The following is a 14854-nucleotide window of genomic DNA, read 5'->3' as shown; positions in this document are numbered from 1 at the left end:
CAAATACAGGCTATAGCGTGCGGCCATCATTCATAAAGTCGTGTTCATGAGCGCAGACCTGAAACTGGAACAGATCGTCAGTCCGGCCAAACTTCATCGACAGTTTGAAGACCTGGTCAAGGCGGCAAAGACACAAGGCGCCGCTTCCGTCAATCGCAATGACGTGCTGCAGCTCCTGAAAGAGACGCTTGGTTCGGGTCGCAAGACCGCCGAGGAGATGCTGAAAAAGGACGGCGGCGGCACACGCTGCTCCGTGCGCCTGTCCTATCTCATGGATCAGATCATTTCGGCGCTCTACGATTTTGCGATCACCCATGTCTATCATTCGGTCAATCCATCCACGGCGGAGCGGATGACCGTGGTGGCCGTTGGCGGCTACGGCCGCGGCGGACTGGCGCCCGGTTCCGATATCGACCTTTTGTTCCTGCTGCCCTACAAGCAGACCCCATGGGGCGAGCAGGTGGTCGAGTATATCCTCTACATGCTGTGGGATATGGGCCTGAAGGTCGGGCATGCCACACGCAATGTCGATGAATCCATCCGCCAGTCGCTCGCCGACATGACCATCCGCACCAGCATCCTTGAAGCACGCTATGTCTGCGGCAATGACGAGCTTTTCACCACATTGGTGCGCCGCTTCGATACGGAAGTCGTCAAGGGAACGGGACCGGCCTTCATCGAGGCCAAGCTGACCGAGCGCAACGAACGGCACCGCAAGGCCGGTGCGACCCGCTATCTCGTCGAACCGAACGTCAAGGAAGGCAAGGGCGGCCAGCGTGACCTGCACACGCTTTTCTGGATCGCCAAATATTATTACCACGTCAAGACCAGCGACGAACTGGTCAAGCTCGGGGTGCTGTCGCGCGCCGAGCACAATATTTTCCGCAAGGCCGAAGACCTCTTATGGGCCGTGCGCTGCCATATGCACTTCTACACGGGCAAGGCAGAGGAGCGCTTGTCCTTCGACATCCAGAGCGAGATTGCCCAGCGGCTCGGCTATACGGCACATCCGGGCCAGCGCGATGTCGAGCGCTTCATGAAGCACTATTTCCTCGTCGCCAAGGAAGTGGGTGACCTCACACGCATCATCTGCGCCGCGCTGGAAGAAGAACAGGCAAAACATGTTCCCGGTTTCAACCGGATTTTCCTCACCTTCTCGCGCCGCAAGCGCAAACTGCCGGGAACGTCGGATTTCGTCGTCGACAACCACCGCATCACCATTGCCAATGACGGTGTTTTCCAGAAGGATCCGGTCAACCTCATCCGCCTGTTTCATCTGGCCGACCTGCATGGCCTTGAGCTTCATCCCGATGCGATGCAGCTGGTGACCCGGTCCCTGTCGCTGATCAAGGCGGATTTGCGCGAAAATCCCGAGGCCAACCGCCTGTTCCTTGAAATCCTGACCTCCGAGCGCAACCCGGAGCTTATCCTGCGGCGCATGAATGAATCCGGTGTTCTCGGCAAGTTCATCCCGGATTTCGGCAAGGTCGTCGCGATGATGCAGTTCAACATGTATCATCACTACACGGTCGACGAGCATCTCTTGCGCTGCATCGCCGTGCTTTCGGAGATTGATCACGGCGACCTCAGCAATGAGCATCCCCTGGCCAACCAGATCATGCCGGCGCTGAAAAAGGACCGCAAACTCCTCTACGTCGCCCTACTGCTGCACGACATCGCCAAGGGCCGGCCGGAAGACCACTCCCTCGCCGGTGCGCGCATCGCCAAACGTATCTGTCCGCGCCTGGGCCTGTCCAAGTCCGACACGGAAACCGTGTCGTGGCTGGTCGAACAGCACCTGACCATGAGCATGGTCGCCCAGTCGCGCGATCTCAACGACCGCAAGACCATTGAGGACTTCGCTGAAATCGTCCAGACGCTTGACCGGATGAAACTGCTCCTGATCCTCACCGTCTGCGATATCAAGGCGGTCGGGCCGGGCGTGTGGAACGGCTGGAAGGGCCAGCTGCTGCGCACCCTGTTCTACGAAACCGAACTGATGCTGACCGGCGGCTTCTCGGAAGTGTCGCGCAAGGAACGTACCGACCACGCCCGTGCACAGTTGGAGCACGCCCTGTCATCCTGGCCGCAGGTCGAGCGCCAGTCCTATCTTGCCCTGCATTATCAGAACTATTTGCTGACGGTCAGTCTTGATGACCAGATTCGCCATGCCAATTTCGTGCGCGAATCCGACAGTTCGGAAAAGACACTGGCGACCATGGTCAAAACCCATGACTTCGAGGGCGTTACCGAAATCACCGTGCTTTCACCCGACCATCCGCGCCTTCTGTCGATCATTGCCGGTGCCTGCGCTGCGGCCGGCGCTAATATTGTCGACGCGCAGATTTTCACCACCAGTGATGGCCGTGCGCTCGATACGATCCTGATCAGCCGCGAATTTCCGACCGACGACGACGAGCGCCGCCGCGCCATGCGGGTGGGGCGCCTGATCGAGGATGTGCTGTCCGGCAAATCCTACCTGCCGGAGATGCTGGCGTCGCGCACCAAGCCGAAACGCGCGGTCAAGGCGTTCCGCATTACGCCGCGCGTCGAAATCAACAACACGCTGTCGAACAAGTTTACCGTCATCGAAGTCGAAGGGCTGGACCGTCCGGGCCTGCTCTCCGAGATAACAGGTGTCATTTCCGATCTGTCGCTCGACATCGCCTCGGCGCATGTGACGACATTCGGCGAAAAGGTCATCGACGTGTTCTACGTGACCGATCTTGTCGGCCACCAGGTCACCAATGGGGCGCGGCAGAACCGCATCCGCAAGAAGCTGCTCGCCCTGTTCGGCGAAGGCGATATCACCACGGCCCAGCCACAGCGGCATAACATCCTGATGTCGGCAGAATAGGTTCAGCACCCATGTTTATTCGGAATCTGGAACAGATATGAGTCTGGTCAAAAAATTTGCGACGGTGGCCTCCGGCACCCTGATGAGCCGTGTCTTCGGGCTGACGCGCGAAATGCTGATGGCAGCGGCCCTTGGCACCGGCCCCGTCGCCGATGCCTTCAACGCCGCCTTCCGTTTCCCCAACACCTTTCGCCGCCTGTTTGCCGAAGGCGCGTTCAACGCCGCCTTCGTCCCGCTGTTTGCCAAGGAGATCGAAGCCAACGGCATGGAAGGAGCAAAACGCTTTTCCGAAGAGGTGTTCGGCGTCCTGTTCACCGTCCTGATGGCACTGACCATTCTGATGGAACTGTCGATGCCGCTGATCGTGCGCACGGTGATCGCGCCGGGCTTCCTCGACGACCCGGTGAAGTTCGGCAATACGGTGTCGATGGCGATCATCATGTTTCCCTATCTCGCCTGCATGTCGCTGGCAGCCATGATGAGCGGCATGCTGAATTCGCTGCACCGCTACTTTGCAGCCGCCGTCGCGCCGGTTTTCCTCAATGTCATCCTGATCGGCGTGCTTGCCTATGCCTGGTACAAGGGCCATGACGGCATCAAGATCGGTTACGGCCTGTCCTGGGGCGTCATGGCTGCCGGACTGGTGCAGCTGGCAATCGTCTGGTTTGCCGTGCGCAATGCCGGCATTTCCATCGGCTTCCGGCTGCCGCACTTCACGCCGAATGTACGGCGCCTCTTGGTGCTGGCCCTGCCCGCCGCCATCACCGGCGGCATTACCCAGATCAATCTTCTGGTGAACACCAACATCGCCTCCGGCAAGGAGGGTGCGGTAACCTCGCTCGCCAATGCGGACCGCGTCTATCAGTTGCCCCTCGGCGTGGTGGGCATTGCCGTTGCAACGGTGCTTTTGCCCGAGCTTGCCCGTGCATTGCGCTCCGGCAATCTCAGGGAGGCCGGCAGCCTGCAGAACCGGTCGGTGGAGTTCATCCTGTTTCTGACACTCCCTGCGGCGGCGGCGCTGCTTGTCATGTCCGAACCGATCATCCGCCTGCTGCTCGAGCGCGGCGAGTTCACCGCCGAATCGACGCGGCGCGTGTCCAACATTCTCGCGGTCTATGGCCTTGGCCTGCCTGCCTTCGTGCTGATCAAGGCTTTCATTCCCGGCTTCTTTGCCCGCGAAGACACCAAGACACCGATGATCTACGCGGCGGTTTCCGTGGTGATCAATGTCGGCATGGCACTGACGCTGTTTCCGCTGATGGCCGAAACCGGCATTGCCACGGCTGAGGTGACGGCCGGGTGGGTCAACGCCATTCTTCTCTTCGCGACACTGGTGTGGCGGGGGCACTGGGGCCGCGACATTCCGCTGCTCACGCGTATTCCGCGCCTGATCTTTTCGGCGGGCGCCATGGCTTTTGCCCTGTATTACGCCATCCATTGGGCTGCACCCTATCTTGCATCGCATACGCCGGTGCATATCCAGGCGCCGGTCGTCTTCGGCCTGATCCTTCTGTCGATGGTCGTCTATTTCGCGTTGGCCTTTGCAACCGGCGGCGCCAGTTTCGGCATGATCCGCCGCAATGTGAAACGCGGTTCCAAGGCGCCGCCACCGCCGCCGGAGGGCCCCGCAGCATGAGCCGCCACATCGGCATGGTCACGCTTGTCGTGCGCGATTACGACGAGGCGATTGCCTGGTACACCGGGGTACTCGGCTTTTCCCTGGTCAGCGACACCGCCCTGTCCCCGGCCAAGCGCTGGGTTGTCGTGGCGCCGGAAAAAGACGGGGCAAAAATCCTGCTTGCACGGGCCGATAACCCTGCGCAAACCGCCAGCATCGGCAATCAGACCGGCGGCCGGGTTGCGCTGTTTCTCCATACGGACGATTTCGCCGCAGATCACGCCGCGATGGTCAGAGCCGGCGTGCATTTTCTCGAGGAACCGCGCCATGAGACCTATGGCAGCGTCGCGGTGTTTGAAGATCTTTATGGCAACACCTGGGATCTCTTGCAGCTCAAATAGCCTTCGCCGCCCCGATAGGGCTTGAATAGAGCGCCCTGCTCTGCCAAAACCTCCTCTCCATTGCCACCGGGCCGGAACGGCCTGGTCCCCGAACGATCAAGGACTGTTCATGAGCACGTTTGAGCCGCTCGTCTTTTCCGGTGTCCAGCCAACCGGTAATCTGCACCTCGGTAATTATCTGGGAGCGGTGCGGCGTTGGGTTGCCTTGCAGGAAAACAACAATTGCATTTACTGCGTGGTCGACCAGCACGCCATCACGCAGGCGGTTTCCGTCTGGGGCGGCCCGGCCGAACTGCAGCGCAACACGCGCGAAGTAACCGCCGCGTTCCTTGCCGCCGGCATCGATGCCAGGAAGCATATTGTCTTCAACCAGAGCCGCGTGCGTCAGCATGCCGAGCTTGCCTGGGTGTTCAATTGCGTCGCGCGCATGGGCTGGCTGAACCGCATGACCCAGTTCAAGGACAAGGCAGGTAAGGACCGCGAGAACGCCTCGGTCGGCCTCTTCGCCTACCCCAACCTGATGGCGGCTGATATTCTTGTCTACCGCGCCACCCATGTGCCGGTGGGCGAAGACCAGAAGCAGCATCTGGAGCTGACGCGTGACATCGCCCAGAAGTTCAACACGGACTTCTCCGCTCGCATTGCGGAACTCGGCCTTGGCATCGAGACCCAGTCCGGCGATGAAACGATCCGCAGCTTTTTCCCGCTGACCGAGCCGGTCATCGGCGGTCCGGCGGCGCGGGTGATGAGCCTGCGCGACGGCACGAAGAAGATGTCGAAATCCGATCCGTCCGACCTGTCGCGCATCAACCTGACCGACGACGAGGACACGATTTCGAAAAAAATCCGCAAGGCAAAGACGGATTCCGAGCCCTTGCCATCCGATATCGAGGGGCTGAACGACCGCCCGGAAGCCGACAATCTCGTCGGCATCTATGCCGCCCTGACCGATACGGACAAGGCCGGCGTCATCCGCGATTTCGGTGGCCAGCAGTTCTCCGTGTTCAAGCCGGCGCTGGCCGATCTGGCCGTGGCGAAGCTCGCGCCGATTGCCAGCGAGATGCGCCGTCTGTCGGCCGATACCGCCTATATCGATTCCGTCCTCAAGGATGGCGGCGAGCGTGCAGCTATATTGGCGGAGAAGACGATGCGCAATGTGCGTGATATTGTCGGATTCCTTCAGGATTAGGCTCAACAGTCAAGGCAGGTTGAACAGATGGTATCAAGACGTCTCAGCCGCGAAGCAGGGCATCGCCGCAAGTTTCTGGCGATCATCGACGAAACGCCGGAATGCGAGCGGGCGGTTGCCTATGCCTCGCGCCGCGCCAAGACCACGAACGGCGTGCTGGTCCTGCTGTTTGTCATCGATTCCGCCGACTTCCAGCAGTTTCTCGGGGTCGAGCAGATCATGCGGGCGGAAGCCGAGGAACGGGCGCATTCGACGCTGAGCAAGTTTGCCGCTTCGGTGCGCGAAACCATCAATATCGAATCCGAGCTTGTGGTGCGGGAAGGCATTACCTCCGAACAGATCCAGAAGCTCATCGAGGAAGACCAGGATATCGCCATTCTGGTTCTGGCGGCCGGTTCCGGCAAAGAGGGCCCGGGCCCGCTGGTCCAGACCCTGGCCGGACGTGAATCCTTCTCCATTCCGGTCACCGTTGTGCCCTACAATCTCTCAAACGAGGATATTGATGCAATCACATGATTGCATCTTGAAACCGTGATACACTCTTGCCTTGAAGAGACTGGCCGAAAGGCCTATATGCCTTTGAACCGTTCTAAACTAGACACGCGAGATATCCGCCATGTTCATTCAGACAGAAGCAACGCCCAACCCGGCGACCTTGAAATTCCTGCCTGGCAAGGTTGTGCTTGAGGAAGGCACGGCGGATTTCCGCGATGCGGCAACCGCTTCGGAAGCGTCGCAGCTCGCCGCCAAGATTTTTGCCGTCCCCGGCGTGACTGGCGTGTTCTTCGGTTATGATTTCGTTACCGTCACCAAGGCCGAAGGCCCGGAATGGCAGCACCTGAAGCCAGCCATCCTCGGCGCGATCATGGAACACTTCATGTCCGGCGCGCCTGTCATGGCAAGCGCGACATCGGTTGCGGCGACAGCCCAGCTCGAAGGCGACGGCGAGTTCTTCGACACGGCGGACACCGAGATCGTCGATACGATCAAGGAACTGCTGGAGACCCGCGTACGCCCTGCCGTGGCGCAGGATGGCGGTGACATCACGTTCCGCGGCTTCGAGAACGGCACGGTTTACCTGCATATGAAGGGCGCCTGCTCCGGCTGCCCGTCTTCTACAGCAACGTTGAAGCATGGTATCCAGAACCTCCTGAAGCATTTCGTGCCGGAAGTTCAGCAGGTCGAAGCGATCTAAGGCGCTTCCCGATATTGATAATGAAAAGGCCGCTTGATGCGGCCTTTTCATTATTCACCTATAGCGGTTGCAATTGTCAGTTGACGGCGCCGGGTCCGGGTATCGCGCCGGGCGGGCATTTGCCGAGGATGATCATCCCAAGCACTTCATCCTCGGTGACATCCCCTACCTTGGCGGTGCCAACCACCTGGCCGTTTTTCATGACGGCCACCCGGTCGGCGAGATGAAAGACATCGTGGATGTCATGACTGATCAGGAAGATGCCGATGCCTTCGCTCTTGAGCTGCTTGATCAGCTCGCCCACCTGCGCGGTTTCCTGCGGTCCGAGCGCCGCCGTCGGCTCGTCCATGATCAGGATGCGGGCATTGAACAGGATCGCCCGGGCGATGGCCACGGACTGACGCTGCCCGCCGGACAGGGCCTTGACCGGATCCTTGAAGCGCTGGAAGCGCGGATTGAGCCGCCCCATCACTTCGCGCGCGCTGTGCTCCATGGCCACGTCATCGAGCGTGCCCCACGGCGTCATCAGTTCACGCCCAAGATAGAGATTGGCCGCCGTATCGACATTGTCGGCCAGCGCCAGCGTCTGGTAGATCGTCTCGATGCCATAGGACTTGGCATCGCGCGGATTGCCGATCGAGGCTTCCTCGCCATTGACCTTGATCGTGCCGCTGTCGCGCTTGTAGGCGCCGGACAGGATCTTGATCAGTGTCGATTTGCCAGCGCCGTTGTGGCCGAGCAGGGCCACGACTTCGCCGGGGTAGAGATTGACGGACGCACCGTCGACCGCGCGGATACCGCCGAATGCGATCGAAATATTGTCCATGTCGATGAGGGGTGTCTGTGCAGTGGTCATGATCTTTCCTCCCTCACGCGGTGCGGCGGCGATAGATGGTGTCGAGCCAGACGGCGATCACCAGAACGATACCGACAACGATATTCTGCAGCGGCGTATCGAGGCCGAGAAGCACCATGCCCGAACTCAGTGACTGCATGAGCAGCGCGCCGATCATCGCACCGGCAATGGTGCCGACGCCGCCGGCCAGCGATGTTCCGCCAATCACCGCGGCGGCAATGGTCAGAAGCTCGTCAAGCGTGCCCTGGGCATTGGTTGCCGCGTTGAGGCGGGCGGTGGAGACCGCACCGGCGATGGCGCAGAGAATGCCCATGATGATGAAAATCTTCATGGTGACCCAGCGTGTGTTGATACCGGCGAGATCGGCAGCCTCGGGATTGCCGCCCATGGCGAAGACATAGCGGCCAAAGCGCGTGCGCGTGGTCACGAATGTCATGATGATCCCGGTTGCCACGGCAATCAGCACCGGAATGGCAATGCCATGCGAGATGAACAGGCCGCCGTCGGGAATGGTGATGTTGTTGGTCTCGGCATATTTGCGCACGATGCCGATGGGCCAGTAATAGGCATTGGCAATCGCGACAGCCCCAAGCACCAGACCGCAGCTGACGGCGGCCATGAACACTTCGGCCCAGACCGGACGACGCGGAAAATTGAACCGCTGGCGCTGGCGGCGGCTGTTGGCCACCATGATGACGATGGCAATGCAGGCGAGAATACCGAGAATCCAGCTCCACATGGAGCCGATGGATCCTTCCGGGCCGCCGCCCATCAGGCGGAAGGTCGAGTCCATCGGGGCAACCGTACGGCCCGATGTGACCCACCAGGCGGCGCCGCGCCAGACGAGCAGGCCGCCAAGGGTCACGATAAAGGCGGGAACCCCGAGGAAGGCAATGATAAAACCCTGAAAGCCGCCGATGACGGCACCGGCGACAATGCCGATGCCCAGCGCGATGATCCAGGTGGCGGGATGTTCGAAGCCGATGAGTTTCGGCAGCATTTCCGTCTGCATGACACCCATGATCATGCCGATGAAACCGAGCAGCGAGCCGACCGACAGGTCGATGTTGCGCGTCACGATGATCAGCACCATCCCGGTCGCCATGACGGCAACGGATGAGGTCTGGACGGAAAGATTCCACAGGTTGCGCGGTGTGAGGAACTGACCGCCGGAGAGAATCTGGAAAGCGATCCAGATGACAACCAGCGCACCGATCATGCCCAGCAGCCGGGTATCAAGTTCGGTGGCTCTGAAGAAGCGGGCAACAAAGCCAAGTTCGGAGGCGCGGGCCCGGTCAAGACTGACTGCCGGATCACTCATTTATCTCTCCCCAGTTTCAGGTTCTTTTTAAAACGCCGCCGATCCAGTGGACCAGCGGCGCTCAAGTTTAGCAGATTATTCAGGACTTACTTGCAGGCCGCGACCGAACCGGCCTTGACGCCCTGGCAGACAACGTCCTTCTTCACCCAACCCGCGTCGATGATGACGTTGAGGTTGTCCTTGGTGATCGGAACCGGCGTCAGGAACACGGCATTGACCTCGACCTTGTTGGCACCGCCAGCAAATTTCTGGACCTTGGGAATGTCAGTCATCTTCTTGCCGTCGGCGAGAGCAGCGGCAATACCGGCGGCTTCCTTGCCCAGCTCACGCGAGTCCTTCCAGACCGAAACGGTCTGGGTACCGAGCGCGATGCGGTTCAGCGCCGCAAAGTCCGCATCCTGGCCGGAAACGGGAACCGTACCGGCAAGACCCTGGGCCTGCAGGGCAGCGATGGCGCCACCGGCCGTGCCGTCATTGGCGGCAACGACAGCGTCTATCTTGTTGTCGTTCTTGGTCAGGAACTGTTCCATGTTCTTCTGCGCATTGGCCGGCAGCCAGCCGTCCGTATAGGCTTCGCCGACATTCTTGATCTTGCCGGACGCAATGGCATCCTTCAGAACTTCCTGCGCGCCGGAGAAGAGGAAATCGGCGTTCGGATCAGCCGAGCTGCCCTTGATGAAGGCGTAGTTGCCTTCCGGCTTCACGGCGAGGACACCGCGCGCCTGCATGCGGCCAACTTCCTTGTTGTCAAAGGTGATGTAGAACGCATCCTTGTTTTCGATGAGGCGGTCATAGCCGACGACCGGAATACCTTCAGCCACGGCCTTTTCAACGGCAGGTCCGATTGCGCTCGAATCCTGAGCAAGGATGATCAGGGCATTGGCGCCCTGCGAGATCAGGCTTTCAACGTCGGTGAGCTGCTTGGAAGCAGAAGACTGCGCATCGGCGGAAATATACTTGTCGCCATTGGCTTCAAGCGCCTTCTTGATAGCTGCTTCATCGGTCTTCCAGCGCTCTTCCTGAAAGTTGGACCAGGATACGCCAATGATCTTGTCTTTCGCCAGCGCCGGGCCAGCCAAAGAAACGGCAAGGGCAACACCCGCCAAAGCGGTTGCGTATTTTTTCATGATAATCCTCCCAGTGCACATGGCACGTTGATCCCGTCAGATGTCTGGCCTTTCACCTCCGGCCAGACATCCAAACCTCTTTATTTCGAGGCTCGAAAAAAATAGTGACTTAATTTGATTTCCATGTCAACATAGAATCTGATCTGCTAAGTTATTGCGATGCAACAATATTTTTGCATCGCATCAAAAAAGACTTCGGGAGGAGATCGATTGTTGGTTGACGAGATAGCCCGTCCGGACGACGTCCGGCGCCAGAATCGCAGGCTGGTTTTGGCCGCATTGCGCGGCCATGATCTTCTCTCGCGCACCGATATCGTGGCGCAAACCGGCCTCAGCGCATCGACGGTTTCGGCCATCACCACGGCACTCATCGCCGAAGGTATTGTCAATGAAAGCCGCGACGGCGATGTTACCGCCAATCGCCGAGGCCGTCCGCAGGTGGCGCTGACGCTCAACCCGGAAATTGCGACAATCGCCACGGTTGAACTGGCACTCAACCTCGCCCACACGGTGCTGTTCGACTACAAGGGACAGGTGATCGCGCAGGAAATCCGCCGCATCCCGACGCTCGATGCAACCGCCGGCGACTTGACCCGGGCGATCTGCGAAATGCTTGACGGCCTGCTCGCCGGCATGCCGGGCAGCGCGGGCCGGCTCATGCACATCTCCATGGGCGTCCAGGGTGTCACCGATGCCGCCAGCGCGACCATGCTCTGGTCGCCGATCACACCCGACATCAACGTGGCATTCGGCGACATCCTCTGCGCCCGCTATGGCGTCAGCGTTGCCGTTGCCAATGATTGCAGCATGATCGCCGAGGCGCTGCGCTGGACCGATCCGGAACACTACACCGAAGACTTTGCCGCCATTCTCCTGTCGCACGGCATCGGCATGGGCCTTTATCTCAAGGGTAAGCCGTTTCTCGGCGTCCAGTCTTCCGGTGCCGAATTCGGCCATATGCTGCATGTTCCCAACGGCGCGCTGTGCCGCTGCGGCCGCCACGGCTGCATCGAGGCCTATGCCAGCGACTATGCCATCCTGCGCCGCACAGCCGGCGAGGACGAACAGGCCCAGCCGGCCCAGGATGTCGACGCCGCGTCGTTCAACGCCGTTGCCGACCGTGCCCGCAGCCGCGACGGCGCGGAGCGGGCGGCATTCCGCAAGGCAGGGCAGGCCATCGGTTCCGGCCTGCGCAGCCTTTTCTCGCTGATCGACCCCGTGCCCATCGCGCTTGTCGGGCCCGGTGCCGGTGTCTTCGACCTCATCGAGCCGGATTTGCGGGAAATCGTATCGGGCACGACCGGCTGGGGCGGCAAGCCCGACCTGACCATCCGCTGCTATCCCGACGAGCATCCGCTCATCCTGCAGGGCTGCATGATGACGTCCCTGCTGCACCTCGATACCCAGCTTTTCGCCCCCGGCGATCTGCGGGAAGCACCGCTGCGGCGTGCGATCTAGCCTCCATATTTCAAAGGATCTTCCATGTATCTCGGTCTCGATCTAGGCACATCCGGCGTCAAGGCGCTGTTGATTGACGACAAGCAATCCGTCATCGGTTCCGGCACGGGATCGCTGGACGTCTCGCGTCCGCATTCCGGCTGGTCGGAACAGGACCCGGCGCACTGGATCGGCGCAACGGAAGATGCCATTGCCGCACTGAAGGCCAGTCATCCCAAAGAATTGGCTGCTGTGAAAGGCATCGGTCTTTCCGGCCAGATGCATGGCGCAACGCTGCTTGACGGCAATGACAGCGTGCTGCGGCCCTGCATGTTGTGGAACGATACGCGCAGCCATGCGGAAGCAGCCGAACTCGACGGCAACCCGATCTTTCGCGCGCTCAGCGGCAATATTGTTTTTCCCGGCTTTACCGCCCCGAAAGTGATGTGGGTGAAGAACAACGAACCGGAGATTTTCGCAAAACTCCGGCGGGTGTTGCTGCCGAAGGATTATCTGCGGCTCTGGCTGACCGGCGAGCACGTCTCCGAAATGTCCGATGCAGCGGGAACCTCCTGGCTGGATGTCGGCAAACGCGCCTGGTCGGACGAGCTGCTCGGCGCATCCGGACTGGACAGAAGCCACATGCCGTCCCTCGTCGAGGGAACCGCTGTTTCCGGCACGCTGAAAGCCGGTCTGGCCGCGCGCTGGGGCATGGGCAACGGGGTGGTTGTTGCCGGGGGCGCCGGGGACAATGCCGCTTCCGCCTGCGGCATGGGCACCGTGGCGGAAGGCCATGCCTTCGTCTCGCTCGGCACATCCGGCGTGTTGTTTGCCGCCAACAATGCCTATCTGCCCAACCCGGCCAGCGCCGTTCACACGTTCTGCCATGCCCTCCCCGATACATGGCACCAGATGGGCGTGATCCTCTCCGCCACCGATGCACTCAACTGGTATGCGGGCATCACCGCGCGCAAGCCGGCGGAACTGACTGGCGAGCTGGGCGATACGCTGCGGGCCCCTTCCGGCGTCACCTTCCTGCCTTACCTCTCCGGCGAACGCACCCCGCACAACGATTCCGCCATCCGCGGCTCGTTCCAGGGACTGGAGCATGCGAGCGACAGGGCAAGCCTGACCCAGGCCGTCCTCGAAGGCGTCGCCTTTGCCTTCCGCGACTGCCTGCATGCACTGGCCAGCGCCGGCACCAGGCTTGACCGGGTGACTGCCGTCGGCGGCGGTTCGCGCTCCATCTACTGGCTGAAAACCATCGCCACGGCGCTCGGCATCCCCGTCGACATTCCTGCCGATGGGGATTTCGGCGCAGCCTTCGGTGCCGCAAGGCTGGGATTGATTGCGGCGGAAAACGCCGATCCGCGCGCCATCTGCACGCAGCCCGCAACGGAAAAGACCATCGAGCCCGACAAGGGACTCACTGCCGATTTTGACGCCGCCTACCGGCGCTACCACAACCTCTATCCAGCATTAAAGGGAGTTCAATCATGAGCAGCGGATTTTTTGGTGACATCAAACCAGTCAAATATGAGGGGCCGGACAGCACCAATCCGCTTGCCTATCGCTTTTACAATCCCGAAGAGCTGATCAACGGCAAGCGCATGGAAGACCACCTGCGCTTTGCCGTGGCCTACTGGCATTCCTTCACCTGGCCGGGTGGCGATCCCTTCGGCGGCCAGACCTTCGAACGCCCGTGGTTCAATGACTCGATGCAGGGCGCGAAGCTGAAAGCCGACGTGGCTTTCGAGATGTTCTCGCTGCTGGGCGCGCCCTATTTCTGCTTCCACGATGCGGATGTTCGCCCGGAGGGCGAGACTCTCGCCGAAAGCAACAAGCGCCTTTACGAGATTGCGGACTATTTCGCGGGCAAGATGGAAAAGACCGGAACAAAACTGCTCTGGGGCACCGCCAATCTGTTCTCCAACCGGCGCTACATGGCCGGTGCCGCCACCAATCCCGATCCCGATGTCTTCGCCTATGCGGCAGCGACAGTCAAAACCTGTATCGATGTCACGCAGAAGCTGAAGGGCGAAAACTATGTGCTCTGGGGCGGCCGCGAAGGCTACGAAACCCTGCTCAACACCGACATGAAGCGCGAGCTCGACCAGATGGGCCGTTTCCTCAGCCTCGTCGTCGACTACAAGCACAAGATCGGCTTCAAGGGCGCCATCCTCATCGAGCCGAAGCCGCAGGAGCCGACCAAGCACCAGTATGACTACGATGCGGCGACGGTCTATGGCTTCCTCAAGCGTTTTGGCCTGGAGAACGAGGTCAAGGTCAATCTCGAGCAGGGCCACGCCATTCTTGCCGGTCACTCCTTCGAACATGAGCTGGCAACCGCCGCGGCACTGGGCATTTTCGGTTCCATCGACATGAACCGCAACGACTACCAGTCCGGCTGGGATACGGACCAGTTCCCCAACAATGTGCCCGAGGTGGCGCTGGCTTATTATGAAATCCTCAAAGCCGGCGGTTTCACCACGGGCGGCACCAATTTCGACTCGAAACTGCGCCGCCAGTCACTCGATCCGCAGGACCTGCTGATCGCCCATATCGGCGGCATGGATACCTGCGCCCGCGGCCTCAAGGCAGCGGCGAAGATGGTCGAGGACAAGGCCCTCACCGGCTTTGTCGAGGAGCGCTACGCGGGCTGGGCTAAGCCGGACGCGCAAGCCATGCTATCGGGCAAACTTTCGCTCGAAGACATTGCCAAACATGTCGAGGACAAGAAGATCCAGCCGCAGCCGCGCTCCGGCCGCCAGGAATATCTGGAGAACGTGGTCAACCGCTACGTTTAGAGGAGAGTTTTTACCCCCCTCTGGGCTACCGCCCATCTCCCCCACA

At 60.5% G+C, this 14854-nt stretch carries 12 protein-coding genes; 9 read left to right on the top strand and 3 right to left on the bottom strand.

Translation table 11 applies throughout. The features are described from left to right. Window positions 1–46: 46 nt before the first annotated feature. From ACTJJ7_RS22685 to ACTJJ7_RS22660, 6 genes are all read left to right on the top strand, one after another. Window positions 47–2857 (top strand): [protein-PII] uridylyltransferase, encoded by a 2811-nt coding sequence (locus ACTJJ7_RS22685; protein ID WP_130268464.1) that lies wholly within the window; start codon window positions 47–49, stop codon window positions 2855–2857. Window positions 2858–2894: 37 nt separating this feature from the next. Then, window positions 2895–4493, top strand: coding sequence for a murein biosynthesis integral membrane protein MurJ (gene murJ / locus ACTJJ7_RS22680; RefSeq protein ID WP_440968900.1), 1599 nt, complete (start codon window positions 2895–2897; stop codon window positions 4491–4493). Further along, window positions 4490–4876, top strand: coding sequence for a VOC family protein (locus tag ACTJJ7_RS22675; protein WP_440968899.1), 387 nt, complete (start codon window positions 4490–4492; stop codon window positions 4874–4876). Before murJ ends, ACTJJ7_RS22675 begins: the two co-directional genes overlap by 4 nt. A 109-nt stretch (window positions 4877–4985) precedes the next feature. Next, window positions 4986–6065, top strand: coding sequence for a tryptophan--tRNA ligase (trpS, locus tag ACTJJ7_RS22670; protein WP_440968898.1), 1080 nt, complete (start codon window positions 4986–4988; stop codon window positions 6063–6065). Between the two features lie 27 nt (window positions 6066–6092). Next, entirely contained in the window at window positions 6093–6581 is a 489-nt protein-coding gene (locus ACTJJ7_RS22665) for a universal stress protein (protein ID WP_105738060.1), read from the top strand. Window positions 6582–6681: 100 nt separating this feature from the next. Then, window positions 6682–7260: a NifU family protein gene (locus tag ACTJJ7_RS22660; RefSeq protein WP_105738062.1), complete on the top strand. Its 579-nt coding sequence runs from the start codon at window positions 6682–6684 to the stop codon at window positions 7258–7260. Between the two features lie 76 nt (window positions 7261–7336). On the opposite strand, the gene ACTJJ7_RS22655 is transcribed toward ACTJJ7_RS22660, so the two are convergent. The 3 genes from ACTJJ7_RS22655 to xylF form a co-directional block, all read right to left on the bottom strand. Continuing rightward, window positions 7337–8116 (bottom strand): ATP-binding cassette domain-containing protein, encoded by a 780-nt coding sequence (locus ACTJJ7_RS22655; protein WP_440968897.1) that lies wholly within the window; start codon window positions 8114–8116, stop codon window positions 7337–7339. A gap of 13 nt (window positions 8117–8129) precedes the next feature. Beyond that, a complete protein-coding gene (locus tag ACTJJ7_RS22650) occupies window positions 8130–9437 on the bottom strand; it encodes a sugar ABC transporter permease (protein ID WP_440968896.1) in 1308 nt (435 codons plus the stop codon). 86 nt (window positions 9438–9523) lie between these two features. Beyond that, the gene (xylF, locus tag ACTJJ7_RS22645; RefSeq protein WP_105738068.1) at window positions 9524–10564 is read right to left on the bottom strand and encodes a D-xylose ABC transporter substrate-binding protein; all 1041 of its coding nucleotides are present in this window, start codon (window positions 10562–10564) and stop codon (window positions 9524–9526) included. Between the two features lie 213 nt (window positions 10565–10777). Between xylF and ACTJJ7_RS22640 the strand changes: the two genes are divergently transcribed. The 3 genes from ACTJJ7_RS22640 to xylA are packed head-to-tail and all read left to right on the top strand — an operon-like array spanning window position 10778 to window position 14808. Next, a complete protein-coding gene (locus ACTJJ7_RS22640) occupies window positions 10778–12022 on the top strand; it encodes an ROK family transcriptional regulator (protein WP_105738150.1) in 1245 nt (414 codons plus the stop codon). 24 nt (window positions 12023–12046) lie between these two features. Then, window positions 12047–13501 carry a xylulokinase gene (gene xylB / locus ACTJJ7_RS22635; protein WP_440968895.1) on the top strand — a complete coding sequence of 485 codons (1455 nt, stop codon included), beginning with the start codon at window positions 12047–12049 and terminating at the stop codon, window positions 13499–13501. Continuing rightward, window positions 13498–14808 (top strand): xylose isomerase, encoded by a 1311-nt coding sequence (xylA, locus tag ACTJJ7_RS22630; RefSeq protein ID WP_440968894.1) that lies wholly within the window; start codon window positions 13498–13500, stop codon window positions 14806–14808. The genes xylB and xylA overlap by 4 nt, the downstream gene beginning before the upstream one ends. Window positions 14809–14854: the final 46 nt, after the last annotated feature.

Origin of the sequence: Phyllobacterium sp. 22229 (assembly GCF_052056495.1) — a bacterium.
Lineage (GTDB): Bacteria > Pseudomonadota > Alphaproteobacteria > Rhizobiales > Rhizobiaceae > Phyllobacterium > Phyllobacterium myrsinacearum.
This window is presented reverse-complemented; position numbering and strand designations above follow the sequence as displayed.